The organism is Sinomicrobium endophyticum, assembly GCF_052983315.1.
This window is the reverse complement of the sequence record NZ_JBRKIS010000018.1, coordinates 205,209-230,584: the sequence shown is the minus strand read 5'-3', so window position 1 is coordinate 230,584 and position 25,376 is coordinate 205,209. Positions and strand designations below refer to the sequence as shown.

Genomic DNA, 25,376 nt, shown 5'->3' with positions numbered 1-25,376 from the left:
CCCATCAACTCCGAACTCCCCAACTCCGAACTCCCCAACTCATCACCCCCATCAACTCCCCGTAAGTGCCAGGAACTGCTCTTCCAGACTTTCCTTACGTTTCACAAGATGGGAGAGGACAATACCGTTGTCGAACATAAAACGGTTAAAGGTCTCCGCTTCCATAGGTTCGTTGAGAAAAGCGGTAATGAGGTCATTTTCCTCCTTGATCTCCCGGAAGGCAGGGTTGTTTTGCATCAGGGAGATAGCTTTTTCCCGCTCCGGGCATTTGAATTCAAAGAAGCCGTGACTGGCGATCATCTCATCTACCCGCCCGGAGTATAGTTTTTCTCCCTTGCGGAGTACGACGACATGCGAGCATACTTTCTCTACTTCGTCCAGCAGGTGCGAGGCCAGGAGAATGGTGGTGCCGTCGGCCGCAATCTGTTTGATGAGTTGTCGTATCTGGTGTATTCCCTGTGGGTCCAGTCCGTTGGTAGGTTCGTCCAGGATAAGTATTTCCGGGTCGTTGAGCAGGGCAGAAGCTATGGCCAGGCGTTGTTTCATCCCCAGCGAATAGGTCTTGAACTTACTGTCTTTTCGGTCTGCCAGGCCTACCACTTCGAGTTTTTCCTGAACCTTTTCATAGGGTACCCCCTTGATCTTACATACCAGCTCCAGGTTTTTTTCGGCGGACATGTACGGGTAAAAATTGGGCCGTTCAATAATGGCGCCTACTTTTTTCAGGGCATTGTGCGTAGACACTTTTCCCTCGAACCAGTTGAAATTTCCGGAAGTCTTGTTCACCACATTCAGGACAATGCCCAGGGTGGTAGATTTCCCGCTGCCGTTTGGCCCCAGTATGCCGTATACATTTCCTTTTTCGATGGTAAAAGACAGATCGCTCACCGCGGTGAGATAGCCGAACTTTTTGGTGAGGTTATGAATGCTTAAAATGGTTTCCAAAATATATGGTTTTTAGGTTTTTCAGTACATGACAAAATCGGTCCGGGAAGATTTTCCGACAACCGATGGAAAACAAATTTTGTCATGAACTAAAGTCTTTTTAGTTAACATGACGGGTAAAGTACGATTTTGTTACAAGCCTTCGCAGAATTTCCGGAATTTTTTTTCGCACACTGTTGTCGTATCCTACCTGAAAAAATGTGTAAGTTTGAATACAGAATCCTTTTATACCAAGCCGATGTCCGAAGAGAAGCTCATGTCGAAGAAGAAACCCGCCTACCCGGTAACAGAACAGTTGCACGGGTACCTGAAAGAATATAACCGGGATATTAAGATACCCATCTTTTATGATGACCTTCTCCGGTTTTCCGGTTCTGTGGTGGTGTACGATAAAAATGATGAAGATACCCTGTGGATACGTGTATTTTATAACGAATTTGACCGGGAGGAGATAGACATGAGCCTTAAAAGGGTATACTCCATCCTGCACTCGGACGGTAGCGACCGTATTTTACAGTTCCTCAATGTAGATGCCATAGATTACTGTACATTCGGTAACTCCAAACCCTTTCGCGTTAAGATCCGTAATGTGCTGAACGATAACTATACCTATTTCTATGTAAAAAAGGCCGATGCCTCCCGTATATACGGACTGGAACTGGAACACATGCTATCTCCCTATAACCTGAACTTCCTGGTATATAAAGATACACTTATAGAAGAGCATATAGCGGGAATTCCCGGCGATGTGTTTATCAAGGACTTTCTGCCCAGGTGCACGGAGATGGAAAAGGCGCAGATAGCCAAAGAGTTCGTGAAGTTCAATGAGCGTTGTATGATACGCTTGCTGGGCGATATGCGGTCGTATAACTACGTCATCGTATCCACGCACGATTTTGACCACGTAGTGTACCGCATCCGGGCCATAGATTTTGACCAGCAGAGTTTTGAAGGCAAGTTTAAAGTGTACCGCCCCCAGTTTTTTAAGGAAAACAATATTATGGTGAACATGGTGCGCGACAAATTGCAGCGAAGTTCGGTAGACCAATACAAGGTAGAAGAACGGTCTATCGTGGCCAAAAGGCTCATCAGTTACAACGAACGGATGGAAGAACTGCTTTCCTGTGCGAAGAACGATACCATATCCGTCCCTGAAAATGTAGAAAGACTAAAAATGGAGATACTGCATTTTGTACAGGATGTGGAATTTAAAAAAGCTACTAACATGGGACAAATCCTCGAAGCCGCCCTCGATTTCGTAAAACGTAATTACGAGGATATCAATACCCGGGGATTGTTCAGAAGGAAGACTTAATGATTTTTTTTAGCCAGGGCTACACGGATGTTTGTTGTTGTCCCTTGCGGACGGGGATTCTCTTCTAAGACCAGACAACCATAAAATATCCGTGGCCAACAGAATACTCCCCAATAAAAAAGAGTGAACCCGGAAGTCCACTCTTTATAGGATGCGTTTTTGTCATCTACTAAAATAGTAAGCTATAAAAGCCCCTATCTAACATCTCAAATCTAATATCTCAAATCTAAAGTCTGTCTAACTCTTCTCTTCCCGGTTGAAGTATACCAGGTAATAGTACATCTGCTTTTCTTCGTCCCAGCCCTTTTCCACGAACTTTTCGGCGGATTCGGGGTTTACGAAGTCCATTTTTATCTGGATGTTGGTATCCAGGTTGATGACATTCTTGATTTTCTTCCGCGCTTCCGTAACCGCTTTGTTGGCTATGGGGAAGCTGGATACGTCCTCGATGTGGTATTTCGGTCCTTTTTCTACCTTGTAGTGCTTGAACTCGGGGATAAGTTCGGGGTTGTCCATAACTTCGTTGAGGAAGTTGGTTTCTTCGAAATCGTCGTTCTTAGCAAAGTGGTTTACGGCACGGTTCATAAACATCACTTCCTGTTTTTTATCTTCTGCCGGAAGCACTACGTCTTTGGCAAAGTCCTGGCAGAACTTCAGGTATTTTTTGGTGATGAAGTTTTCGTCCGTAAGCGCATCCACTCCCAAAAAGTTTTCCAGCCAGTACTTGGTGTCGTAACGGTTGCTGTCTACAGAGAGGATTTTATAACCTTCTTCGCGATTGGTATTAAAGATGATACAACCTTTATCCAGTTTGTTGATGTTAACGCCCTGCTGAATAACAATATCCAGGTTGCTTTCTTCCTCGCGGAACTGCAGGAAGTCGTGCTTTAATTCGCTTTTGAAAACCCCTATGGCATCGACCTTCTGGTTATCCAGCACCATGTCGCTGAAATAGGCTACATATACTTCCCCGCTTTTAATGTGAGGATGGTTGGACTGGTCAAAAAGATGGGTGGCGATTTTTTTGGAGTTTTCATGTACGGTTGCCGGTTCCAGAAATATATTGGAAATAATTTCGAACAGCGGGTGGAATTCCACGTCTACCTCGTTGGCAAAACGAAAGTAGTTCTCTTCCTTTTCCCGGAAAGGTTTCAGGAAGTATTCCTTGAGTATCCCCGTAATCTCATCATTGAGAAGATAGGGTTCACGCGAAAGGAATATGCCTTCGTTTCTACTTTTATTACCTACCCGGTGTACGGAAAGGCTTTCTATTTGTGATGGATACAGGTTCAGCATATGGTTTTATAGTATTGTTTGCCACGAATCCATTATTTTCGGATGGAATATCGGTGGCGATTGTAGCTTTTGTTAATGTGTTAACGTGTGTTTATTATTTTAGTCACAGGCCGGAGCTTTGCTGTTACCTGGCCCGGTTTCCCGTTCTCAATAACTCCCAACTCCTCAACTCTTTCAGTTCCAGTTTTCGTCAAAGTCCAGGTTGTCATAGTCGTCTATGTCTATGCCGAAGTCGTTAAAATCATCGTTCATGCCTTCCTCGGACTCAAATTGCTTTTCGGGCGGAAATTCCGGAAGCTGTCCGTGGGCAAACAGGAGGTTGGGATAGGACCTGCCATCCTCTTTCCCGGCAATATCCGCAAGTTCGACAAAAAAGGTCCACATATTTAGAAAGTCATATACGTAAATAAGCCTGTTATTCTCTTCACCTACGACATCTTCCAGCCTGGTTTCGCCCATCAGGCGTATGTCTACCTGTCCGTCTCCCATATCAAACAGGGCAATTTCCTCACCCTGGTGCCATTCTTCGTTGCTGAGATAGAAAGAGGCCATCTCGGAACCTTCAAAACCGAAAGCCTGGGTTATAGTATTGTGAAACTCCTCCATGGAATCTCCGGATTCTATTTCTACATCCCTGAAAACGTCTTCTTCCGCATCTAATATTATCCTGAATTTATAAATCATATTCTTATAGATTGTATTTCTGTGTGTTATGTATGTTCTTGCCAGTGAAATGGCAACTTATGAGCCTGTAAAGTTACAAAGATTTCGCTGCATGCCGCGTATCGAGCAACAGATAATACTGTATCCCGAACAGAACGGATGCCAGGACCAGGTGCAGGGGTTGCGAGGCAAACGGAAAATCTAAATAAGCCATAGCCACACCGCTGATGATCTCTAATACAATAAGTAACATTACCCAGTTTACACGGGCAAAATGCAGTTGCCTGTTGCGGTTGAGGATAAACAGGAATACATTGACGGCCAGCACCAGTATGGAAAAAGAACGGTGTGTGTAAAAGTCCAGCCCCGGATTGTGGAGCCATAGGTCCCGGGCGGTATCTCCCACTATTTTTACCTGTTCATCTACAAACTGTCTTACCTGCGTACCCAACACTACCTGTACGAGCGTGAGGAAAAGGGCAAGCCGGATGAGATTGGTGAAAAGCCTGTCTGTCTTATATTCGCTTTTACGCGCCCTGGTAAGGTGCAGGATATACAGAATAAGGGCTACAATGGCCAACGCCATGACCATATGAATGGTAATCTTTACCGGGGCGAGAACGGAGTATACGACGGTAGCCCCCAACCACGCCTGGAAGCCCATACCGAATACGGCGAGCCAGGAGAGCAGGGTAACGCTGCGTTTTTCTTTCCAATAGACAAAGGAAGCTACGGCCATAAAGAGCGTAGCCAGCCCGGCAAGTGCCCCGCAAAGCCGATTGATATATTCTATCCACGTATGTTTCGGATTGAACACCGCATAGTCGTGTTTGGTGTATAGTGTCCAGTTATCGGGACTATAAGTGCCGGAAGTCGTAAAATCGGCCTTTGCTACCTGCAACGACTCGTCCCGGATGATAACCTGTCCTTTTTTATACGTTTTGTCCGGATGCCACAGTAGTTGCGATTCTTCCGTAGGAGGAATGTAGTACCCGAAACATTTGGGCCAGTCCGGACAGCCCATGCCGCTCCCGGTCATACGGACCAGGGCGCCGGCAACGATAACCATGTATACGAGGATAAGCGTCGTTTTGGTTATGGTTCTGAAATTCTTTTTAAGCCACACGCGCATGTTGTTTTTTTTATGTGTTTACCACGATATTTAAGAACGGTGTTTAATGGATTGGATTATGTTTTTTCCGGTATTTGTTGGTTGCCACGGATACACGGATGTTTTTTTATAGTTCCTTCCGGAATATAGATCCGGGGCTTTGCTTTCCGGGATAAGCTCTTTTTTAACTTTATTTGTCTAAATGAGTTCAATAACTCAATTGAGTTATACATTTAATTTCTCTACAATACTTTGTGCAACCCTGCCTATGCCGGCAGGCAGGTCTGTGCCTGCTTTGCGAATCTCTGTGATAAAATAAGACCCGTGACAGGGAAAACCACAAAGGACTCAAAGTTTTTCACAAAGCCCACAAAGTCAGGTTCTTTTGAAATGCCTATTCATTTTATATGTATACAGATATTTAACTATTTGTTTATGAAATTAATACAAATAGTATCTATGTGTATAACTCAATAACCCAATAACTCCCTAACTCTACAACTCCCAATCTAAACCGCCTCATTCCCCGGCTTTAACCCCAGTTCCTCACCCTTTTTCAGCATAAAGTCGCGGGCGGCTTCGTATTCGTTGGGGATTTCTCCTTCCAGGATAGCTTCTTTGATAGCTTCTTTGATAAGGCCTATTTCGCGGGAAGGTTTCAGGTTAAAGGTTTTCATAATATCCTCTCCGCTTATCGGTGGCTGGAAATTACGGATGTGATCGCGTTCTTCCACTTCTTCGATCTTCTGCCTGACGACGTGGAAATTATTATGATATTTCTTGAACTTCTTAGGGTTTTTGGTGGTAATGTCCGCTTCGCATAAGGTCATAAGGTCCTCTACATGATCGCCGGCATCAAACACGAGGCGGCGCACGGCGGAGTCCGTAACGGTATCCTCTGCCAGTACAATGGGCCTGGAGCTCATTAACACCATTTTCTGAACGAACTTCATCTTTTCATTGAGCGGCATCCGCAGGCGTTTAAAAAGTTTGAATACCATTTTAGAACCTACGAATTCGTGTCCGTGGAAAGTCCACCCTATCTTTTTGTCAAATCTTTTGGTTGGGGCTTTCCCTATATCGTGCAGCAGGGCCGCCCACCGGAGCCAGAGATCGTCCGTATTTTCCGATATGTTGTCTACCACTTCGAGTGTATGCCAGAAGTTGTCTTTATGCCGTTGTCCTTCTTTTTCTTCAATACCCTGCAGCCTGGTGAGTTCGGGGAGGATAATATGCAGAAGCCCGGTTTTAAAAAGCAGGCTGAGACCGATGGAAGGTTTGTCGCATTTTAGTATTTTATTCAATTCGTCTACGACACGTTCTTTAGATATGATCTTTATCCTCTCCTTGTTCCGGGAAATGGCTTCGAGCGAATCGGGAAAGATCTTAAAGTTTAATTGGGAAGCAAAACGAATAGCCCTGAGCATCCGCAGCGGATCATCGGAATAGGTGATATCCGGATCGAGAGGAGTACGGATCAGTTTTTGTTTCAGGTCATCAACGCCCCCGAAAGAGTCCAGAAGATCACCGAAACTTTCTTTCTGTAGGGACAGAGCCAAAGCATTTATGGTAAAGTCGCGCCGGTTCTGATCGTCCTGAAGGGTGCCGTTTTCCACTATAGGCTTACGGCTGTCCGAACGGTAACTTTCCTTTCGTGCTCCTACGAACTCAACTTCCAGGTCATTCCAGCGAAGCATGGCCGTACCGAAATTTTTAAATACCTGTACTTTGGGCTTCTTCGGTAATTTTCCGGCTACTTTTTTGGCCAGTTCTATACCGCTGCCTACCGCTACTATGTCAATGTCTTTGGGCATATCGCGCTGCAACAGGTAATCCCGTACAAAACCGCCTATGACATAACTGTCCACATCCAGCTCGGCAGCGGCTTCCGATATCACATTGAAAATATCCTGTTGTAATGCTTCTTTATAATTATCTACAGTCACTTCTTCTGTTTTAGTTGGTTAGTTTTAGAGTTTTGGAGTTGGTAGTAATTTTCAGAAGGAAACTATCAACTCCAAAACTCCCGGACTAACTACTTCCGGATGATCTTTACGACCCCGTCTTTACTGATCTTAATGATAGAAGACGGCTGACCTCCCTTGTTTTCGCGGTGCAAATTTACTACATAGTCTACACCTTTTAAAATTTCGTCACTTATTTCGGCGTAGGATTGCGGCGTGGGTGCGCCGCTGATATTTGCCGATGTGGAAACCAGCGGTTTCCCGAATTTACGGATGAGCCGTTGGCAGAAGGTGTCAGATGCCACTCGTATGGCAAGGGTATTGTCCGGTGCAACCAGGTTGGGTGCGATGCCGACGGGATTGTCATAAATAATGGTTGTGGGCCTCGTAGCAAGATCTATGATATCATAGATCACATCCGCTATTTCCGGAATGTACTTTTCGAGCATGGGAACATCGGATACCAGGCAAATGAGTGCTTTGGCATCCGGTCTTTTTTTTAATTCGTAAACTTTGGCAACGGCTTCGGCATTGGTAGCATCGCAGCCTATTCCCCATACGGTATCGGTAGGATAGAGGAGGAGTCCTCCTTCCCGGAGGACAGATACAGCGTTGTTGATTTCGTCTTGCATTTTACCGGATACTATTTGTTTATTCTATTATATATTTATTTGACAGTCTGCTAATTGTCTTTAAACAGTGTTATGCCAAAATGATCGGCAAGGGCCTGCCATTGCTTCCTGTTTTTGTCCTGCCGGATGTTTTGTTTTTTCAGGCTTACTCCTTGCGTTCCTATGATCGGGATCACTTCTTTATTATATCCCATCACTTTTGCCGATGGCGTATTATTCAAAAGGGACATGGCTTTAAACCACAAGTCGTCCGCTTTAGGAGAAAGCTTTAAAAACAACTTTTCGTCAGTCACAGATGGGTGAAAACTATCCGGAGGATATAAAACGCCTGAAGAACCAATAGGAAGAATAGCCTTTTTATCAATCCCTAAAACATCTTTATAGTTCCAGTTTTTGTAGGGAAGAACATTTCCGTCCCGGTCATACCGGATAAGCCTTGTTGTAATAGCTACTACGGTTTCCGGTTTTTTCAGGTGTTCGTCATATAATGTCGTAAGCCAGTCTTTCGGGTAAATAAAATCATCGTCACAGGTTACGATAACCTTATCAGGGAAAGATTTTAAAGATTCCACCAGCTTTAAATGCGGACAATCGAGTGTGGAGAACCTTACCTCAAAAATATCTCCTTCCAATACTTTCAGACTGTCAGGGAGCTGGTTTTTCAGAGATTCATGTAGCCACAAAATTATTTTTTGAGGCCTGGTGTCCTGCGCTAAAATGCTTCGTATGACAATGTGTAATTTATTCAGACGGAAAGGAATGGTGGTCAGCGAAACGATCACCGGAATTTCTTTTCCTGTTTTATGCCTAAGTTTGTTGGCCGGGATGGCACGTAGTTTTAAGGTGTGGTATATGGAAGGTGGTATTTCCTTGACTTTCATACGTTGTAGTTGCTTAATTATAAAAGTGATACAAGCAGTTTTTTGCTGTGTATCCGGTTATAGTGTAAATTTCGGACGATTTGTGCATCATTACTTTTGTTTGTGTTGTAGCAGCCATAATTTTATATACCTGGACATTACACCATAGGAGTTTACATAAGCACTTACAAAACCGGGAAAACCATCCCTAAATCCTCTTTTCAGGATGTATTCACTGAAAAAGCGGAAAGACGGTTTTATCAGGATATGAAACAGGTTTGCTTTTTTACCTTTGGCAAACATTTCTCTGGACTGTAACCACGCATAGTGATTTTTTTTACCGATAAAATGGTCGAACCCCCGGTAGGTATAATGCAGGATATAGTTTTTCAAAGCTCCCGTTTTGCCTTTCACGACCAGATTTTCATGTACAAGCTTGGTACCGAACCTGCAATATTTTCTGTGAAATAACAGGGTTTTGGTATCGTTTTTAGCAGTTCCGTGTTTCATTTGTCGTCCCATAAACATACGTACCGTTCCTATCTCATAAGCGGCACAGGTGTCTTCTTTCCGTAGTTCGGAGATAATCTCTTCGCGGAGTTCGGGGATTATGACTTCATCGGCATCCAGGATAAATATCCAGTCGTTTTTTGCCTGATCGATAGCATAGTTTTTCTGGCTGGAAAAATCATCGAATTTTCTTTGGTAAATACTTGCCGTATGTTGTTTGGCAATTTCCAGGGTGCGGTCTTCACTAAATGAATCAATGATGAGTATTTCATCGGCAAATGTAGCAGATAGAATGGCCTGCTCTATAAATTCTTCCTCGTTTAACGTGGGGATGATGATAGTGAGTTTCGTCAATTTTACCGATTTTTAGTAAGATTTAAGGCAAAGATATATATCTGTATTCATACTTTTGCCTTTATATAGATAAATCGAAAGCATGAGTAACAAGACGATTTCGGTGATTATTAGTACTTACAATGCCGAAGCCTGGCTGGAAAAAGTGTTGTGGGGATATAATACACAGACCTTTAAAGATTTTGAAATGGTCATTGCCGATGATGGCTCCGGACCGGAGACCAAAGCGCTTCTGGAACGGATGCAAAAAGAGGTTTTTTATCCCATAGTGCATGTCTGGCAGGAAGATGACGGTTTTCAGAAATCGAGAATACTCAATAAAGCTGTGGAGAAATGTTCGGCGGATTATATTGTAATGAGTGACGGGGATTGTATTCCGAGGAATGACTTCCTGCAAGTACACAACAGGTATAAGGAGAAAGGGTATTTCCTTTCCGGAGGGTATTTTATGTTGCCCATGTCCATATCCGAAGAGATCTCCGGGGAAGATATCGGAACCGGACGTTGTTTTGATGTGAAGTGGTTGAAGGAACACGGGCTGAAATCTTCTTTTAAAAATAATAAATTGACTTCCGGAAGTTTTAAAGCGGCACTTTTAAATGCTATAACTCCTACGGGAGCAACCTGGAACGGGCATAATGCTTCCGGATGGAAAGAGGATATTGTAGCGGTTAATGGTTTTGACGAACGCATGCAATACGGCGGACAAGATCGTGAATTAGGAGAAAGATTGATGAATTACGGCATTAAAGGGAAGCAAATACGGTATAGCGCCATATGTGTACACCTGGACCATGCCAGGGGCTACAAAACCCCGGAATCCATCGCGAAAAACCAGGCCATACGACAACACACCAGGAATAGCAAGAGCAAGTGGACGCCTTTTGGTATAAAGAAAGAGAATTAGATAATGGGAAATTATAAAATATTGGTGACCGGTGCGGCCGGTTTTATAGGTTCGCATCTTGCAGAACAATTGGCTGCCGAAGGACATACCGTTTACGGGGTGGATAATTTTTCGGATTATTATGATGTGGCGCTGAAAAAGCAAAATGTAAAGGATATACAGTCCGCAGGAGTGATTTTTATTGAAGCAGACCTGACAGAGCCGTTAAAAGATAAATTACCCGGCACTATGGATTACATATTCCATTTTGCCGCACAACCCGGAATATCCCCGGATGTTTCCCTGGAAGAATATGTAAGGAATAATATTTTTGCCACACAGAACCTGTTGCAATGGATAGAAGAGGAAAATAAAAACCTGCGTTTGTTCGTCAATATAGCTACGTCGTCTATTTACGGAAAGGAGGCTACCCTGCCCGAAACGGCTGTGCCCGAACCTATTTCTTTTTACGGAACTACAAAACTTGCGGCAGAACAGTTGGTATTGGGAGAACAGCGCGTTGGAAAATTCGATGCATGCTCACTCCGGTTGTATTCTGTTTACGGACCGAGGGAGAGACCGGAAAAATTATATACCAAACTGATCAAATCTATTTTCGAGGAAACATCATTCCCGCTTTTCGAAGGAAGTGAAAAACATTCGAGGAGTTTTACCTATGTAGGGGATATTGTAGAAGGAATATCTGCCGTAATAGGGAAGGAAGAGGCAGTGTCCGGAGAAATTGTCAATATAGGTTCAGATAAGGAATACACTACCCGGGAAGGCATAGAACTTATAGAAAAGATCATCGGGAAAAAGGCCAAAATACAGGTTACCCCGCCACGCCCGGGAGACCAGTTACGCACTACCGCTCTTATCGATAAAGCCCGTAAGCTGCTGGGATATAACCCTGGCACGCCTTTTGAAGAAGGACTTGCCAGACAGGTAGAGTGGTATAAGAATAATTTTCTCCAGCGGTAATAGGTGAAAGAAAAAGGCCCGCATCAAAAATAAACAAAATGAAAGATAACTTTTCAGGACATTCCGGTGCTTATTCCAGGTTTCGTCCCGGGTATCCTTCAGAGCTGATATCTTACCTCGTTTCGCGCACCGGGCAACAAGAATATGCCTGGGACTGTGGTACGGGCAATGGCCAGCTTGCCGTAAAGCTGGCAGATTATTTCGAAGAAGTATACGCTACGGATCTCAGTGCGAACCAGGTAAAAAATGCAGAACAAAAGCAAAATGTCCGGTATAAAGTGGAGAATGCCGAAAAGACAAGCTTCGCCGACGGTCAGTTCGACCTGGTCACCGTAGCCCAGGCCATTCACTGGTTCGATTTTGCCGGATTCTATGCCGAAGTAAAACGAACCTTGCGCAAAGACGGGGTATTGGCGGTATTGGGGTATGCCCTTTTGCAGGTAGATGAAAGTACGGATAGGGTGATCCGAAAATTGTATTCCGATATTCTCGGTACCTATTGGGACCCGGAAAGAAGATATATAGAGGAACTGTACCAAACCATTCCTTTTCCCTTCCGTGAAGAAAAAACTCCGGTGTTCCGGAATGAATACCGTTGGACCCTGGAGCAACTCTGCGGTTACCTGGAGACCTGGTCGGCGGTAAAGCATTATATCCGTAAAAACGGGGAAAATCCCGTAGCGATGATCTATGATGAACTCAAAGAGAGTTGGGAAGAATGGGATACGAAAACGGTAATCTTCCCGATTATGCTTCGTGTGGGCCGGTTATAATTTTTTGTGTATCTTTAATCCAGGAACAATAACTCAATAGTTATAATCTATTGAATTAAAAGTGTTTATAAGATAAAAATATTGGTTGGTGTTATTTGCATAAAGGATCTTTCATATTTTTGTTTTGTAAATTTCTCTGAGAAATGGCTAAAAATACTTTTATAAGATCAAAAGGAAACCCCTCTAATTCTTTAAAATCTAAAGGAGATAGAATGGGGTGGATATCTGTTAAAAAAGCCATTAAAGTACGATTGAAAGATGCTTTAAAAGAAGGGAAAGAAGAAAAATCTGATAATAAAGACGCTCCTCTTTTAGTTCCATAATGAGACTGACTGTTTCCGGTTATCCTCTAAAATTCATACAGACCCATCCTGAAAACGTGCATCACTGTAAGAGGTATGTATATAAATTTCATTCTCCGGTAACAAAATTACATTACATAATAAATGCGGACTACCACAGCTATGATTTTTTTGCAGTAAAGTTTTATGCAAAGAAGGATAGACGGAGTGATAGAAGGTTCTCTAATATTATTAATAAAGGAGATGTAAATAATATATTAGTTACTTGTGCTAAAGCTATCCCTTTGTTATTAAACAAATTTCCAAATGCTTCTTTTGGGTTTATTGGATCCCGAACTATTGATATACGCGCTCAGAAGATAGAGAGTTATAAAAATAATCAGAGATATCGATTGTATCATTATCATATTCCTCAACTAATAGGGCACGAAACCTTTGTACATAAATCTTTTAAAGAAGCAAGTGCCTATGTTTTATTAAACAGAAAACTGGATGATTTGAATAGTCATGAAGATTCGATCAAAAGAATGATTATTGCGACTTATCCTGACCTGTTAAATGTTTAAAATAACAAATAAAAGGTCCGTTAGTCCGCCGTTACTTATTAACCTTTTCGATGAATAATTAATACTCCGAAGAGAAATGCAGCTTTACCGAGGGGTATTTCTGTTGTGTCATCTGTATGGAAAAAGAGGAATCGGCAAGGAATACCAGTTGTCCTTGTTTATCCGTAGCCAGGAATTTCTGTTTAACCCTTTTGAATTCGGTAAATTCTTCGCTTTTCGGGTCTTCGGGTTCTACCCAGCACGCTTTGTGGATAGGGAAGTTTTCATAAGTACATTTAGCCCCGTATTCGTGTTCCAGGCGGTATTGTATTACCTCGTATTGCAGCGCCCCTACGGTACCAATTACTTTACGTCCATTAAGTTCAAGGGTGAAAAGCTGGGCAACTCCTTCGTCCATCAACTGATCTATACCTTTCATCAATTGCTTGGCTTTCATCGGGTCTGCATTGTTGATGTAGCGGAAGTGTTCCGGTGAGAAATTCGGAATTCCTTTGAAACTGAGTATTTCACCCTCTGTAAGTGTATCTCCTATCTTAAAGTTCCCGGTATCGTGCAGGCCTACGATATCTCCTGCATAGGAAATGTCTACGATTTCCTTTTTTTCCGCAAAGAAAGCATTGGGACTGGAAAACTTCATTTTTTTGTTATGCCTTACATGCAGATAGGGTGTGTTTCTCTCAAAAGTACCGGATACGATCTTTATAAAGGCCAGGCGGTCCCGGTGTTTAGGGTCCATATTGGCGTGGATCTTAAAGACAAAACCGGAAAAAGTTTCTTCATCCGGCTTAACCAGGCGCTCTTCACTTTTTTTAGGCCTGGGGAAAGGAGCTATGTCTACAAAACAATCCAGCAACTCCCGCACACCGAAATTGTTTAATGCCGAGCCGAAAAATACAGGCTGTAATTCGCCCTTCAGATAGGCATCGCGGTCAAATTCCGGATATACCCCGTGTACGAGTTCCAGGTTCTCCCGCAGTGTTTCTGCCGCATCTTTTCCGATGATGCCGTCCAGCTCCGGATCGTCTATATTGTCAAAGGCAATAGTTTCTTCTATGTTCTTTTTGCTGTCCCCGCTAAAGAGATTGATGTTTTTCTCCCAGATATTGTAAATACCCTTGAAGTCATATCCCATGCCTATGGGGAAACTAAGCGGGGTAACCTGCAGGCCGAGCTTTTGTTCCACTTCGTCCAGAAGATCAAAGGCGTCTTTTCCTTCCCGGTCGAGTTTATTGATAAAAACGATCATGGGAATGTTCCGCATACGGCATACCTGTACCAGTTTTTCCGTTTGTTCTTCGACCCCTTTGGCAACGTCTATCACAACGATAACACTGTCTACAGCTGTCAGGGTACGGAAAGTGTCTTCGGCAAAATCCTTGTGCCCCGGAGTATCCAGGATGTTTATTTTCTTGTCTTTATAGTAGAAGCCCAGTACGGAGGTGGCAACCGAAATACCTCTTTGCCTTTCTATTTCCATGAAGTCGCTCGTGGCCCCCTTTTTTATCTTATTGCTTTTTACGGCTCCCGCTTCCTGGATAGCCCCTCCGAAAAGAAGCAGTTTTTCCGTCAATGTGGTCTTTCCGGCATCGGGGTGTGAGATGATACCGAATGTCCTCCTTTTGTTAATCTCCTTAACTAAGCTCATAGATTCTCGTATTGTGGTTGCAAAAATAGTATTATAATACAAATCATTAAAGGTTGGCGGGTCTCATTTTCAATATTTCCCTTTCTGTTTGTAAAAATCTGGTAGCCTGTTTCTTTCTTTTTTGGTGGATAAAAAAACAGTATACGGAATCGCATATTGAAAGTTTAGTTTTATATTAGTATTCTGAAAAATGTCCTTTAGAGAACTTTTTAGGGTGCAATAGTGTATATTAGATGATAAAATGTGAAATTATGAGGAAAAAACTACTACTGTTACTTCTTTTGGCGATCACCTGGTCTTACGGACAGCAGCGTATCGTTGCAGACCGGTATTTCGAAAAGCTGGCTTATGTAAAATCGGCAGATCTTTATGCGGCCCTGGTAAAAAAAGGGGATTCTTCAATGCATGTACTCAGCCGGTTGGGAGACTCTTATTATTATAATACCAATATGAAAGAGGCGGAAAAGTGGTACGATATATTGTTGTCCAAATACGGTGAAGAGGTTAAACCGGATTATCTTTTCCGCTATGCACAGTCCCTGAAGGGTAATGAAAAGTATGATGAAGCCATGAAATGGATGAAAGCTTCCGCCGAAAGGGGAGGGAGCGATCCGGAAATGCTTCGCCTTTTGGAGGAGGGAGATTATTACACCCGTCTTATCAATCCTAAAGCCCGTTTGTTCGGCAATGTGCACAACCTGGCCATAAATACGGAATACTCGGATTTCGGAGGGTTTATTTTCGGGAACCAGTTCTATTTTGCATCTACCCGGCCCTCCAGGGGGAGAACCAAAATATACGATTGGAACAAGCAACCATTTCTTAATATTTACGTAGGGAACCGGATAGGCAACGAGGTAGACGAAGTACATAAGCTGGAAGGGGAGATCAACACCCAGTATCACGAAGCTACGATGGTCATTACAAACGATGGTAAAACGATGTATTTTACCCGGGACAATTCGGATAACGGCAGACGGTCCAAAAAAGATGAAGAAGGTACGGTGCACCTGCAATTGTACAAGGCAACCCTGGGTGAAGATGGTAAATGGGGAGGTGTTACCGAACTGCCTTTTAACAATGTGAGCTATTCCGTGGGCCATCCTGCGCTGAGTCCGGATGAGAAGAAACTCTATTTTGTTTCCGATATGCCCGGCGGATATGGTGTTACGGATATTTATGTGGTAGATATTCATGAAGACGGAAGCTACGGCGAACCCCAAAACCTGGGAAATACCATTAATACCAGGGGAAGGGAAATGTTTCCGTTTGTAGACAAAGACGGGGTACTTTACTTCTCTTCTAACGGACATCCCGGCCTCGGCGGACTGGATATTCTGAAAAGCGAACCCCAGAACGGTAGTTTTGGTAAAGCGTCCAATCCCGGAGTACCGATAAACAGTGCTCTTGACGATTTTGCTTTTGTAATGAATGAGGATAATACCGAAGGATACCTGTCTTCCAACAGGCTGGGAGGGAAAGGTGACGATGACATCTATCATTTCACTGCCAGGGAATGTACGGTTACCATACGCGGAGTGATTACCGATAGTCGTACGGAAGAACCACTGGTAGAGGCATCTGTTAGGCTCGTAGAACCCGGAGGGGGCGTTGTGGCAAAAGTTCTGACAGATGTAGACGGTATGTACCGTTTAAAAGGGGATTGCCTGGACGGTACTTATACCGTGGTGGCCGAACAGGAAGATTACCGTTCCGGACAGAAAGAGGTGAATGTAAAAGGAAAAGAAGAGGCGAATGCAGATATAGCCCTTACACCGCTTATTATAGCAGACGAAATTGTAATTAACCCCATCTATTTCGATTATGATAAATGGGATATTCGTTCCGATGCGGAATATGAACTGGAACATATAGTAAGCGTTATGAACGCGCACCCGGAGATGGTTATTAAAATAGAGTCGCATACCGATTCGCGCGGAAATGACGCTTATAATGAAAAGCTTTCCGATAACCGCGCCAAAGCTACCCGCGATTATATCTATTCCAGGGGCATTGCTAAAGACCGTATAGAAAGTGCTATAGGATACGGGGAAAAACGATTGCTGAACAATTGTGCCAACGGGGTGGACTGTACTGAAGAAGAACATCAGCTTAACAGGAGGTCTTCTTTTATTATTGTAAGAAAATAAAGGGCGAAGAGCAAAACTTTAAAAGTCTCCGGATATAAGATAAAAAGGCTGTTCAAAAGGACGGCCTTTTATTTTTGTGTTGTTCGGGAAGGTAAAATATTTTGACGAAACTTACCGGATCGTAAAGTACGAATCCGGTAGTTTTACGTCTTTTTTAATGTGGAATAATAACAGAGATTTTTTTTGTCTTTTTTCAAAAATTCAGGATCAGCACTTAGGGGTGTGGAATTTATCGGGGAACCAATACCCGTCCTTCGATTCCGGACTTTGAACTTTATAAGTAAAGGAGTACCTTTGCACAAAATTTAAAAAAGCAAATGGCGACAAACAGAACATTTACCATGATTAAACCCGATGCGGTAGAAAACGGGCATATCGGGGCTATCCTAGAAAAGATCACTGCTGCCGGTTTCAGGATCGTAGCTATGAAATACACCCAACTGAGCAGGAGAGATGCAGAAGAGTTTTATGCTATTCACAAAGAACGTCCTTTCTTCGGTGAACTGGTAGGTTTTATGACCAGGGGGCCAATTGTAGCTGCCGTACTGGAAAAAGAAAATGCCGTTGAGGATTTTCGTGCGCTTATCGGGGCTACCAATCCGGCAGAAGCTGCGGAAGGTACTATCCGTAAATTATATGCGACTTCTATAGGAGAGAACGCGGTACACGGTTCGGATAGTGATGAAAATGCCGCTATAGAGAGTGCATTTCATTTCTCCGGAAGGGAAATATTCTAAATGTCCTTACGTGGTATAGTAATAAATAAATCCCGGAAGACAGGAGGTATTGCTGAAAATACTTCCTGTTTTATGGGAATCAGGGTGGGCAGACCCTTATCGCAATACCAGTTTTTTTACCAGTTCTTTCCCTAACTCGTCGTTGATCATCTTCAGGATTTTTTCCCTTCCGTAACTAAGCTCTTCCCGCAATACGGAAGATGTAAGGTTTACATAAAGTGTATCTCCTTTTAGTTGTATATCCGAGGTGTAGTTGTTAATACCGCTGCCCATAAGTTGCTTCCAGGCATCCCGGACATCCATTTTATCCATGCCCGATTGCAGCCTGTTTTCGTCTATAAACGCTTTCAGTGCTTCCGATAGAGATATGTGTTCGCTATTTCGCTTTGCCATTTCGCGTTTTTCTGTTTACGGTGTTTTTTATAGTTAAGAGACTGTCTGAGTTGACAGGTTGCTGAGTTATTCGGGAATTGAGTATGGACTAAATAACCGGGTAACCTGATAACTACGGCAATTTTATTGATGTAATTCGCCCAGGTCCATGGGCTCAAAACATTTGTAAAAGTAGTTTAAATTATCCGCATTCCGAAGTATAAGCCGTTCTTTAGTTGCTTTTATAACCCTTTCTTCCCATTGGCTTAATGAGGTGTGGTAATGCAGTGAAATACTGCCGTCTTCTACGGTTATGGTGAAATTTTCCTGGTCGTCCGAAGCATTAAAACCACCGTCGAAACGGGGTTGCAGCTTTTTGCGGAAACCACTGCTGTCCGCCGTTATTTCTATATAATCTATAGTGGTATTAACCTTGTATTCTTTGTCGTACCCATCCGGAAATTCTACTTTTTCAATTTCCCAGTAACCGTTCATGTTCTTTAGCTGTTCTTCCGGACTTTGTGTACAGCCCCAGGCCATAAAAAGTATAAAGAGAAGGGGGGTGATTCGTATCAGTGTTTTTTTGTTATGCCTGTTTATCCTGTTCATAATCGAAACATTTTATAAGATTGATGGGTTTCCTTTACCACGGCTTCGGTCCTGTCCGGATGCGTGTCACTGATAAAGAGCTGCCCGAAATTTTCATCCATAAGCTTTACGATTTGTCCCACCCGGTTTTCGTCCAGTTTGTCAAAAATATCATCCAGCAGCAGGATTGGAGTTACCCCGGCCTGTTGTTTGATAAAATCGAACTGGGCCAGTTTCAGGGCTATGAGGAAGGATTTTTGTTGTCCCTGGCTGCCGAATTTTTTTACAGGGAAACCTTCGATCTCAAAACTGAGGTCATCCCGGTGTATCCCGGTGCTGGTATATTGCAGGGCCTTGTCCTTATTTATGGAGGTTCTGAGCAACTCGTCCAGCGGTTGTTCCGATAGCTGGCTGCTATACGATATGTCTACGTTTTCGCTGTTGCCCGAAATGGCATGGTACCGCTCCCGGAAAATCGGAATAAATTCTTCCAGGAATTGTTGCCGGACACGGAACACTTCGGTCCCGTAAGTATGTAACTGGTCGTTGTAAATGGATAAAGTGTCGTGGTCATAGGTGTGGTTTAGGGCGAAGTATTTTAACAGGGAGTTACGCTGGGTGAGCGCCCTGTTGTACAAAATAAGCTGGGTGAGATAGTTTTTATTGGACTGCGAGATGACGCTGTCTATGAATTTTCGCCGGGTTTCGCTTCCTTCGATAATGAGGTCGCGGTCGGCCGGTGAAATAATGACCAAAGGCAACAGGCCGATATGGTCCGATAGTTTTTCGTATAACTTTCCATTGCGTTTAATGGCCTTTTTCTGCCCTTTTTTCAGGCTGCATATAATGTGTTCCCGTAATTCCGCTTTTTCAAACTCTCCGTCAATAACGAAGAATTCTTCTCCGTGCCTGATGTTGTGTACGGCAATGGGGTTGAAATAACTTTTTCCGAAGGAAAGGTGGTAAATGGCATCCAGAGCATTGGTTTTTCCAATACCGTTGTTACCTACAAAACAGTTGATCTTCTCGTCAAATTCAAAATCCGCCGAACTGAAATTCTTATAGTTAACTAATGATAATTTTTTTAAAAACATTCCCTTTTTAACTGTAGTTCTTATTGGTGTTCGCTGCCCGAAAGTTGCCTAAACTAATGAAAATAATCGAATAAATACTCTTCCATATCTCAATAAAAATTATATTTTTGCGGCACAAATAAAGTCTAAGATGGCAACGTACAAGAAACGAGGATATAAACCACAAAGCAAGCAAGAGGAAAAAGAACTGGAAGAAGCGCACAGCACCACTGCCGAAGTTTTCGGTACGCTGGACGAAAGCGCATCCAGGACGGAAGCCTGGGTAGCCAGCAACCAGAAGTACATACTTATGGGGATAGGGGTAGTAGCTGTAGCGGTGCTTGGATTTTTGGGATATCAGGAATTTGTAAAGAAACCCAGGAATATAGAAGCGTCTAATGAATCTTTTTTTGCGCAACAGTATTTTAACGAAGCGGTGAACGGAACCAATAAGGATTCGCTCTATACGCTTGCCCTTAACGGTGCAGAAGGAAAATATGGTTTCCTGGATATTATAGATAAATATAAAGGTACGGATGCTGCCAAACTGGCTAATTACAGTGCGGGAATGGCGTATCTGAATATGAATAAATACCAGGAAGCGATTACCTATCTGCAGGATTTTTCTACGAAAGATGCGGTTTTGGGGCCACTCGCTAAAGGAGGTATAGCAGATGCTTTCATGCAACTGGATCAGCCGGAAGAAGCTTTGGGTTATTACGAAAATGCTTTTGCTTTGAGCAAAAACGAATTTACAACCCCGAGATTTCTCTTTAAAGCAGGCGTTGCTGCGCAGGAACTGGGACAAAAAGACAAGGCCCTGAAATACTTTAACCGTATTAAGAACGAATATCCCAACTCCGAAGAAGGCAGAACTATAGATATTTACATAGGAAAGTTGGAAAGCTCTAAATAAATATGGCTACCGAAAATAAAAACTTATCAGATTACGATAAAACAACGATCCCAAACGCGAAACCTTTTCGGTTTGGGATCGTTGTTTCGGAGTGGAACGAAAATATAACCGAAGGGCTTTTTAACGGTGCCCGGGCGGCCCTGATAGACTGTGGTGCACTACCGGAAAATATAACCCGGTGGAACGTGCCAGGCAGTTTTGAACTTACCTTCGGTTGTAAAAAAATGCTGGAAACGCGCGAAGTAGATGCGGTAATAGCCATAGGTAGTGTTATACAAGGAGAAACCAAGCATTTTGATTTTGTATGCAGCGCAACGGCGCAAGGGATTAAAGACCTGAATGTAAAATACGACCGTCCGGTGATTTTCTGTGTACTTACCGATAATAATATGCAGCAGGCCATAGAACGCAGTGGCGGAAAACACGGAAATAAAGGTGCCGAAGCTGCCATAGCTGCTATAAAAATGATTGCGCTGGGAGTGTAATTTCCGGTAAACAGTTGCGAATAATTATCATATGCGGGAGGGAATAAGTCCCTGGCTACCCGTCATCCTTTGCTACTTCAAAAATTTAATCGCCGTCTACTTACATTTTTGTAGTATTTTCAGTAATTTTGGGGGTATAGAGTTATGGGAGTATTTAAGACGCGAAAAAATAAGAAGTTTAGTTATACCCCTCGTTACTATAAAAGTGACAAGGCAGGAAGCCCTTTTCAAATGGAAGGGCGTTTCGATAAATTCCGTAGAGCAACGGGGGATAGCAAAGGACTGAAGAGTAAAATAAACAATGCCCTGGATGACATGAAAGGTAATCCGGATCGCAAGGCAAACAGAACCGTGTTAATTATTGCAATTATTTTGATCCTCCTGTTCCTTTTTATCATCGATTTTGACCTAAGCATTTTCACCTTCAAGATATAATGGCAGATATCATACAGCTTTTACCGGATCATGTTGCTAACCAGATTGCGGCAGGAGAGGTGGTACAAAGGCCTGCTTCTGTGGTGAAGGAACTCATAGAAAATGCGGTGGATGCCGGTTCTTCGGAAATCAAACTAATAGTAAAGGATGCCGGGAAAACACTTATACAGGTAGTAGATAACGGGCAAGGGATGAGTCCCACCGATGCCCGCCTGAGTTTTGAACGGCACGCCACTTCCAAAATACGTTCGGCAGAAGATCTTTTTCGGTTGGGAACCAAAGGTTTCCGGGGAGAAGCCCTGGCTTCGATAGCAGCTATTGCGCATGTAGAGATGCATACAAGGCCGCGAAACGAGGAGGTTGGGACAAAGATACGTATGGAGGGTGGTAAAATAGTAGAACAGGAAATCGCTGTTACTGCCGAAGGAACTTCCATAGCGGTAAAAAACCTGTTTTTCAATATTCCTGCAAGGAGAAACTTTTTGAAATCCAACCAGGTAGAACTTCGTCATGTTATAGATGAATTCCAGCGAATCGCCCTGGCACACCCGGATGTCCATTTTGAAATGTATCATAACGGCAGTGACCTTTTTCTATTGCCAGTATCTAATTACAGGCAACGGGTAGTTAATATTTTCGGAAGTAAGACAAATGAAAAACTGGTGCCTGTCGGGGAAAATACGGAAGTGGTTAAGCTGTCCGGTTTTGTCTATAAACCCGAACACTCGAGAAAGAGCAGGGGAGAGCAGTTTTTTTTTGTGAACAACCGCTTTATAAAAAGTCCGTATCTGCATCATGCCGTAGTTTCCGCTTTTGAAGGACTCATCAAAGAACAGGCGCATCCCGGGTATTTTTTGTATCTCGAGGTAAACCCGGCTACGGTAGACATTAATATCCACCCCACCAAAACGGAGATTAAATTTGATGACGAGCATACGCTTTATGCTATACTGCGTTCGGCCATAAAGCACAGCCTCGGGCAGTTCAATATTGCCCCGGTACTGGATTTCGACAAAGATGCGGGCCTGGATACTCCTTACGAATACAAAGACAAACCGATACACGTCCCTACCATTGAGGTGGATTCTGATTTTAACCCTTTCCGGGATGAGGAAGAGAATAAAACCTCCTTTTCCAGTGGTGGCGGGGCAGGTACTTCAATAAAATCCGGGGATAGCAGGCCTTCATGGCAGAGTGCTGCGAAGCAAGGAAAGCAATCCGAATGGGAAAGCCTGTATGTGGGCCTGGGAGGAGAGAACAAAGCCGGCTCCGATAATTTCAGCTCGGTGGAAATCGAGTCGGAAGAAGTGGGGGCCACTGTCGAAAGGCAAAGCGGAAAGTTATTTGACGATACCCGCGATAACGGGCCCTCGTTTGCCACGTACCAACTCCATAAAAAATATATTGTTACCACGATAAAATCCGGTATGGTGATCATTGACCAGCACCGGGCGCACCAGCGTGTGCTGTACGAACAATTTCTACGGCAAATGACCGTTAAGGAAGGAATAAGTCAACAGTTGCTGTTCCCTATCGTACTGTATTATTCGGCCACAGATATGGCCCTGCTTAAAGAATTAAGGGATACGCTGGAATTCATAGGATTTGCCATTGATAAACTGGAAGGGGAGGAAATTGCTATTACCGGTATTCCGGCAAGCGTTTCCGAAAGCGAAGTAAGTATTATACTGGAGCAACTGATAGCCGATTTTAAAGATGAAATACCGGACAGTAGTTTTTCACAAACCGACAGGCTGGCGAAATCGCTGAGTAAAACCCTTGCGGTACGAACGGGGGAACTGCTGAACGAAACTTCGCAGGAGGCCCTGGTGAACAATCTGTTTGCCTGTAAAGAACCTACCGTATCGCCATTTAACCGGCCCACGTATATAACCATAACCGTAGAAGATCTCGATAAAAAATTTTTATAAATGTATAGAATAACCGAAGCTATTAAGCATTTGCTGATCATAAACGTACTGTTTTTCGTAGCCACGCAGTTGTATCACGATCAGATGATTGAATTATTTTCCTTATGGTTCCCTAAAAACGAGCATTTCAGGTTATGGCAGATCGTTTCACACATGTTCATGCATGGCAGCTTTATGCATATCTTCTTTAATATGTATGCCTTGTGGGCCTTCGGATCTCCGTTAGAGCAGATGTGGGGACGCAATAAATTTCTCTTTTTCTATTTCTCGGCCGGGTTGGGGGCAGCGTTGATTCACACCGGGGTAAATTATTACCATTTTGAAAAAGGCATGAGCGCTTTGTATTCCATTGGATATTCTCAAAATGATATTCTACAGATGTTGAAAAATGTTCCGTTGGATCAATATGTGGAAATTCCCGGTGTTGATGGTGGTGTGATGAAGAGTTTTTTTTCTGCTTACAATGGTCTCGCCGTAGGAGCTTCCGGTGCCATTTATGGTATACTGGTGGCCTTTGCTATGATGTTTCCCAATGCGGAATTGTTTCTTATTTTTGTTCCTATTCCCATCAAAGCAAAGTATTTTATCCCGGTATTGATAGGCCTGGACCTTTTTTCAGGGTTTACGGGATATTCCCTTTTCGGTGGCGGAATTGCGCATTTCGCACACGTAGGAGGGGCCTTGTTCGGCTTTATAATGATGTGGTACTGGAAAAGGAAACAGTTCAATAACAACAGGTGGGATTAATCCGGGAAGTTATGTAGTCTTTGAATGTTAGAAGGAGTTAATGAAAGGAAGAGAGATCACGTCTGCCCAGCCGAATGGATAATGCCGGCAGGGTTGTATGAAATGAAATTAAGGAATTACAGGGAAAGATTAAAAAATATAAGCAATCTCCCGGCTTTGGCAAATTTTTTAAATCGGCAGTTAAATAAAAGAGTTTAAATCCGGGATAGTATATGAGTATCAGCAGCGATATAAAATATAAATATTCGACGCTAAATATAGCGGAGAAGCTCATTGTAATCAATGTGCTGATCTTTATTCTTAATATACTTCTGGTATTTTTGTTTCAGTTGCCCGAGGACTTTTTTATCCGTTGGTTTGAACTGCCAAAGAGTTTCGGTAGTTTTATCGGGCAACCGTGGTCCGTTGTTACCTATGCCTTTTTCCACGCCGGTTTTTCTCATATTTTCTGGAATATGCTGCTGCTTTATTTTTCCGGGCGGATATTTCTGAACCTTTTCGGGGGGAGACGTTTTTTAAATGTATACTTTCTCGGGGCCATTGCAGGCGGCTTTACTTTTATGATCAGCTATAACCTGTTTCCGGCATTTACAGGTATCAATACAAGTCTTATAGGTGCCTCTGCTGCGGTTATGGCTATTTTGATATTTGTCTGTACCTATTTACCCAACCAGGAAGTCCGATTATTTTTTCTGATTAATATTAAACTCTGGTATGTTGGCGTGTTTGCAGTACTGATAGACCTCGTACAGATCCCCATTAGTAATGCGGGAGGTCACCTGGCGCACCTGGGAGGGGCTTTGCTGGGATTTGTGTATGCGAAAAACTTATACAACGGCAGGGATATAGGCTCCGGGTTTGAACGTATAATATCATCAGTAGTGAACCTTTTTCAGCGAAAGCCCCGTACACCACTTAAAACGGTGCACCGGAATAAAAAATCAACAGCTTCCGGGAAGGCTCCCTATGTGGATAAAGACGACCGTCAGCAGAAAATAGATGAGATACTGGACAAGATCAGTAAAAGCGGTTATGAGAGCCTAACCAAAGCAGAAAAGGATTTTCTGTTTCAGGCGGGGAAGGATTAATATTTTGCAATATAGAATGTGCAGTCGGGGTATTTTCCTGTTTCGTGAATA

25 protein-coding genes are annotated in these 25,376 nt (G+C 43.2%); 13 read left to right on the top strand and 12 right to left on the bottom strand.

The features are described from left to right. Positions 1 to 51 precede the first annotated feature (51 nt). Positions 52 to 945, bottom strand: a complete 894-nt coding sequence (locus ACVBDU_RS05665) for an ABC transporter ATP-binding protein (RefSeq protein WP_447178791.1) — start codon at positions 943 to 945, stop codon at positions 52 to 54. 238 nt (positions 946 to 1,183) lie between these two features. Here ACVBDU_RS05665 and ACVBDU_RS05660 point away from each other — a divergent pair, with 238 nt between their 5' ends. Then, on the top strand, positions 1,184 to 2,260 hold the full coding sequence (locus ACVBDU_RS05660; RefSeq protein WP_447178896.1) for a hypothetical protein: 1,077 nt from the start codon (positions 1,184 to 1,186) through the stop codon (positions 2,258 to 2,260). A 237-nt stretch (positions 2,261 to 2,497) separates the two neighbouring features. On the opposite strand, the gene ACVBDU_RS05655 is transcribed toward ACVBDU_RS05660, so the two are convergent. The 7 genes from ACVBDU_RS05655 to ACVBDU_RS05625 all read right to left on the bottom strand — a co-directional run bounded on the left by ACVBDU_RS05655 (position 2,498) and on the right by ACVBDU_RS05625 (position 9,650). Further along, complete coding sequence (locus ACVBDU_RS05655) at positions 2,498 to 3,556, bottom strand: nucleoid-associated protein (RefSeq protein WP_447178790.1); 1,059 nt, start codon at positions 3,554 to 3,556, stop codon at positions 2,498 to 2,500. 174 nt (positions 3,557 to 3,730) lie between these two features. Beyond that, positions 3,731 to 4,240: an IS1096 element passenger TnpR family protein gene (locus tag ACVBDU_RS05650; RefSeq protein WP_447178789.1), complete on the bottom strand. Its 510-nt coding sequence runs from the start codon at positions 4,238 to 4,240 to the stop codon at positions 3,731 to 3,733. Between the two features lie 73 nt (positions 4,241 to 4,313). After that, positions 4,314 to 5,351 (bottom strand): COX15/CtaA family protein, encoded by a 1,038-nt coding sequence (locus tag ACVBDU_RS05645; RefSeq protein WP_447178788.1) that lies wholly within the window; start codon positions 5,349 to 5,351, stop codon positions 4,314 to 4,316. Positions 5,352 to 5,839: 488 nt separating this feature from the next. Continuing rightward, the gene (locus ACVBDU_RS05640) at positions 5,840 to 7,276 is read right to left on the bottom strand and encodes a CCA tRNA nucleotidyltransferase (protein WP_447178787.1); all 1,437 of its coding nucleotides are present in this window, start codon (positions 7,274 to 7,276) and stop codon (positions 5,840 to 5,842) included. Positions 7,277 to 7,365: 89 nt separating this feature from the next. Continuing rightward, on the bottom strand, positions 7,366 to 7,926 hold the full coding sequence (locus tag ACVBDU_RS05635; protein WP_447178786.1) for an L-threonylcarbamoyladenylate synthase: 561 nt from the start codon (positions 7,924 to 7,926) through the stop codon (positions 7,366 to 7,368). A 50-nt stretch (positions 7,927 to 7,976) separates the two neighbouring features. Next, complete coding sequence (locus ACVBDU_RS05630; protein ID WP_447178785.1) at positions 7,977 to 8,807, bottom strand: glycosyltransferase family protein; 831 nt, start codon at positions 8,805 to 8,807, stop codon at positions 7,977 to 7,979. A 90-nt stretch (positions 8,808 to 8,897) separates the two neighbouring features. After that, positions 8,898 to 9,650: a glycosyltransferase family 2 protein gene (locus tag ACVBDU_RS05625; RefSeq protein WP_447178784.1), complete on the bottom strand. Its 753-nt coding sequence runs from the start codon at positions 9,648 to 9,650 to the stop codon at positions 8,898 to 8,900. Between the two features lie 82 nt (positions 9,651 to 9,732). Here ACVBDU_RS05625 and ACVBDU_RS05620 point away from each other — a divergent pair, with 82 nt between their 5' ends. The 4 genes from ACVBDU_RS05620 to ACVBDU_RS05605 all read left to right on the top strand — a co-directional run bounded on the left by ACVBDU_RS05620 (position 9,733) and on the right by ACVBDU_RS05605 (position 12,613). Next, entirely contained in the window at positions 9,733 to 10,557 is an 825-nt protein-coding gene (locus ACVBDU_RS05620; RefSeq protein WP_447178783.1) for a glycosyltransferase family 2 protein, read from the top strand. 3 nt (positions 10,558 to 10,560) lie between these two features. Continuing rightward, positions 10,561 to 11,517: an NAD-dependent epimerase/dehydratase family protein gene (locus ACVBDU_RS05615; RefSeq protein ID WP_447178782.1), complete on the top strand. Its 957-nt coding sequence runs from the start codon at positions 10,561 to 10,563 to the stop codon at positions 11,515 to 11,517. Between the two features lie 38 nt (positions 11,518 to 11,555). Then, positions 11,556 to 12,290 carry a class I SAM-dependent methyltransferase gene (locus ACVBDU_RS05610; RefSeq protein WP_447178781.1) on the top strand — a complete coding sequence of 245 codons (735 nt, stop codon included), beginning with the start codon at positions 11,556 to 11,558 and terminating at the stop codon, positions 12,288 to 12,290. A gap of 143 nt (positions 12,291 to 12,433) precedes the next feature. After that, on the top strand, positions 12,434 to 12,613 hold the full coding sequence (locus tag ACVBDU_RS05605; protein WP_447178780.1) for a hypothetical protein: 180 nt from the start codon (positions 12,434 to 12,436) through the stop codon (positions 12,611 to 12,613). Positions 12,614 to 13,216: 603 nt separating this feature from the next. Here the strand turns inward: ACVBDU_RS05605 and ACVBDU_RS05600 are convergent. Then, positions 13,217 to 14,803, bottom strand: a complete 1,587-nt coding sequence (locus tag ACVBDU_RS05600) for a peptide chain release factor 3 (RefSeq protein WP_447178779.1) — start codon at positions 14,801 to 14,803, stop codon at positions 13,217 to 13,219. 251 nt (positions 14,804 to 15,054) lie between these two features. Here ACVBDU_RS05600 and ACVBDU_RS05595 point away from each other — a divergent pair, with 251 nt between their 5' ends. Both ACVBDU_RS05595 and ACVBDU_RS05590 read left to right on the top strand, forming a co-directional pair. Continuing rightward, on the top strand, positions 15,055 to 16,953 hold the full coding sequence (locus tag ACVBDU_RS05595; RefSeq protein WP_447178778.1) for an OmpA family protein: 1,899 nt from the start codon (positions 15,055 to 15,057) through the stop codon (positions 16,951 to 16,953). 317 nt (positions 16,954 to 17,270) lie between these two features. Then, positions 17,271 to 17,690, top strand: a complete 420-nt coding sequence (locus tag ACVBDU_RS05590) for a nucleoside-diphosphate kinase (RefSeq protein ID WP_447178777.1) — start codon at positions 17,271 to 17,273, stop codon at positions 17,688 to 17,690. Positions 17,691 to 17,786: 96 nt separating this feature from the next. Here ACVBDU_RS05590 and ACVBDU_RS05585 read toward each other — a convergent pair whose 3' ends face one another. The 3 genes from ACVBDU_RS05585 to recF form a co-directional block, all read right to left on the bottom strand. Then, complete coding sequence (locus ACVBDU_RS05585) at positions 17,787 to 18,083, bottom strand: DciA family protein (RefSeq protein WP_447178776.1); 297 nt, start codon at positions 18,081 to 18,083, stop codon at positions 17,787 to 17,789. 123 nt (positions 18,084 to 18,206) lie between these two features. Further along, positions 18,207 to 18,671, bottom strand: coding sequence for a lipocalin-like domain-containing protein (locus tag ACVBDU_RS05580; RefSeq protein WP_447178775.1), 465 nt, complete (start codon positions 18,669 to 18,671; stop codon positions 18,207 to 18,209). Next, positions 18,668 to 19,744, bottom strand: a complete 1,077-nt coding sequence (recF, locus tag ACVBDU_RS05575; RefSeq protein ID WP_447178774.1) for a DNA replication/repair protein RecF — start codon at positions 19,742 to 19,744, stop codon at positions 18,668 to 18,670. Before recF ends, ACVBDU_RS05580 begins: the two co-directional genes overlap by 4 nt. A gap of 130 nt (positions 19,745 to 19,874) precedes the next feature. Here recF and ACVBDU_RS05570 point away from each other — a divergent pair, with 130 nt between their 5' ends. From ACVBDU_RS05570 to ACVBDU_RS05545, 6 genes are all read left to right on the top strand, one after another. Further along, entirely contained in the window at positions 19,875 to 20,639 is a 765-nt protein-coding gene (locus ACVBDU_RS05570) for a tetratricopeptide repeat protein (protein ID WP_447178773.1), read from the top strand. 2 nt (positions 20,640 to 20,641) lie between these two features. Beyond that, the gene (ribH, locus tag ACVBDU_RS05565) at positions 20,642 to 21,124 is read left to right on the top strand and encodes a 6,7-dimethyl-8-ribityllumazine synthase (RefSeq protein WP_447178772.1); all 483 of its coding nucleotides are present in this window, start codon (positions 20,642 to 20,644) and stop codon (positions 21,122 to 21,124) included. Between the two features lie 144 nt (positions 21,125 to 21,268). Beyond that, a complete protein-coding gene (locus ACVBDU_RS05560) occupies positions 21,269 to 21,559 on the top strand; it encodes a riboflavin synthase subunit beta (protein WP_447178771.1) in 291 nt (96 codons plus the stop codon). Continuing rightward, on the top strand, positions 21,559 to 23,490 hold the full coding sequence (mutL, locus tag ACVBDU_RS05555) for a DNA mismatch repair endonuclease MutL (RefSeq protein ID WP_447178770.1): 1,932 nt from the start codon (positions 21,559 to 21,561) through the stop codon (positions 23,488 to 23,490). Before ACVBDU_RS05560 ends, mutL begins: the two co-directional genes overlap by 1 nt. Next, a complete protein-coding gene (locus ACVBDU_RS05550) occupies positions 23,491 to 24,237 on the top strand; it encodes a rhomboid family intramembrane serine protease (RefSeq protein WP_447178769.1) in 747 nt (248 codons plus the stop codon). A 212-nt stretch (positions 24,238 to 24,449) separates the two neighbouring features. Further along, complete coding sequence (locus ACVBDU_RS05545; protein WP_447178768.1) at positions 24,450 to 25,325, top strand: rhomboid family intramembrane serine protease; 876 nt, start codon at positions 24,450 to 24,452, stop codon at positions 25,323 to 25,325. The last annotated feature ends 51 nt before the right edge of the window (positions 25,326 to 25,376 follow it).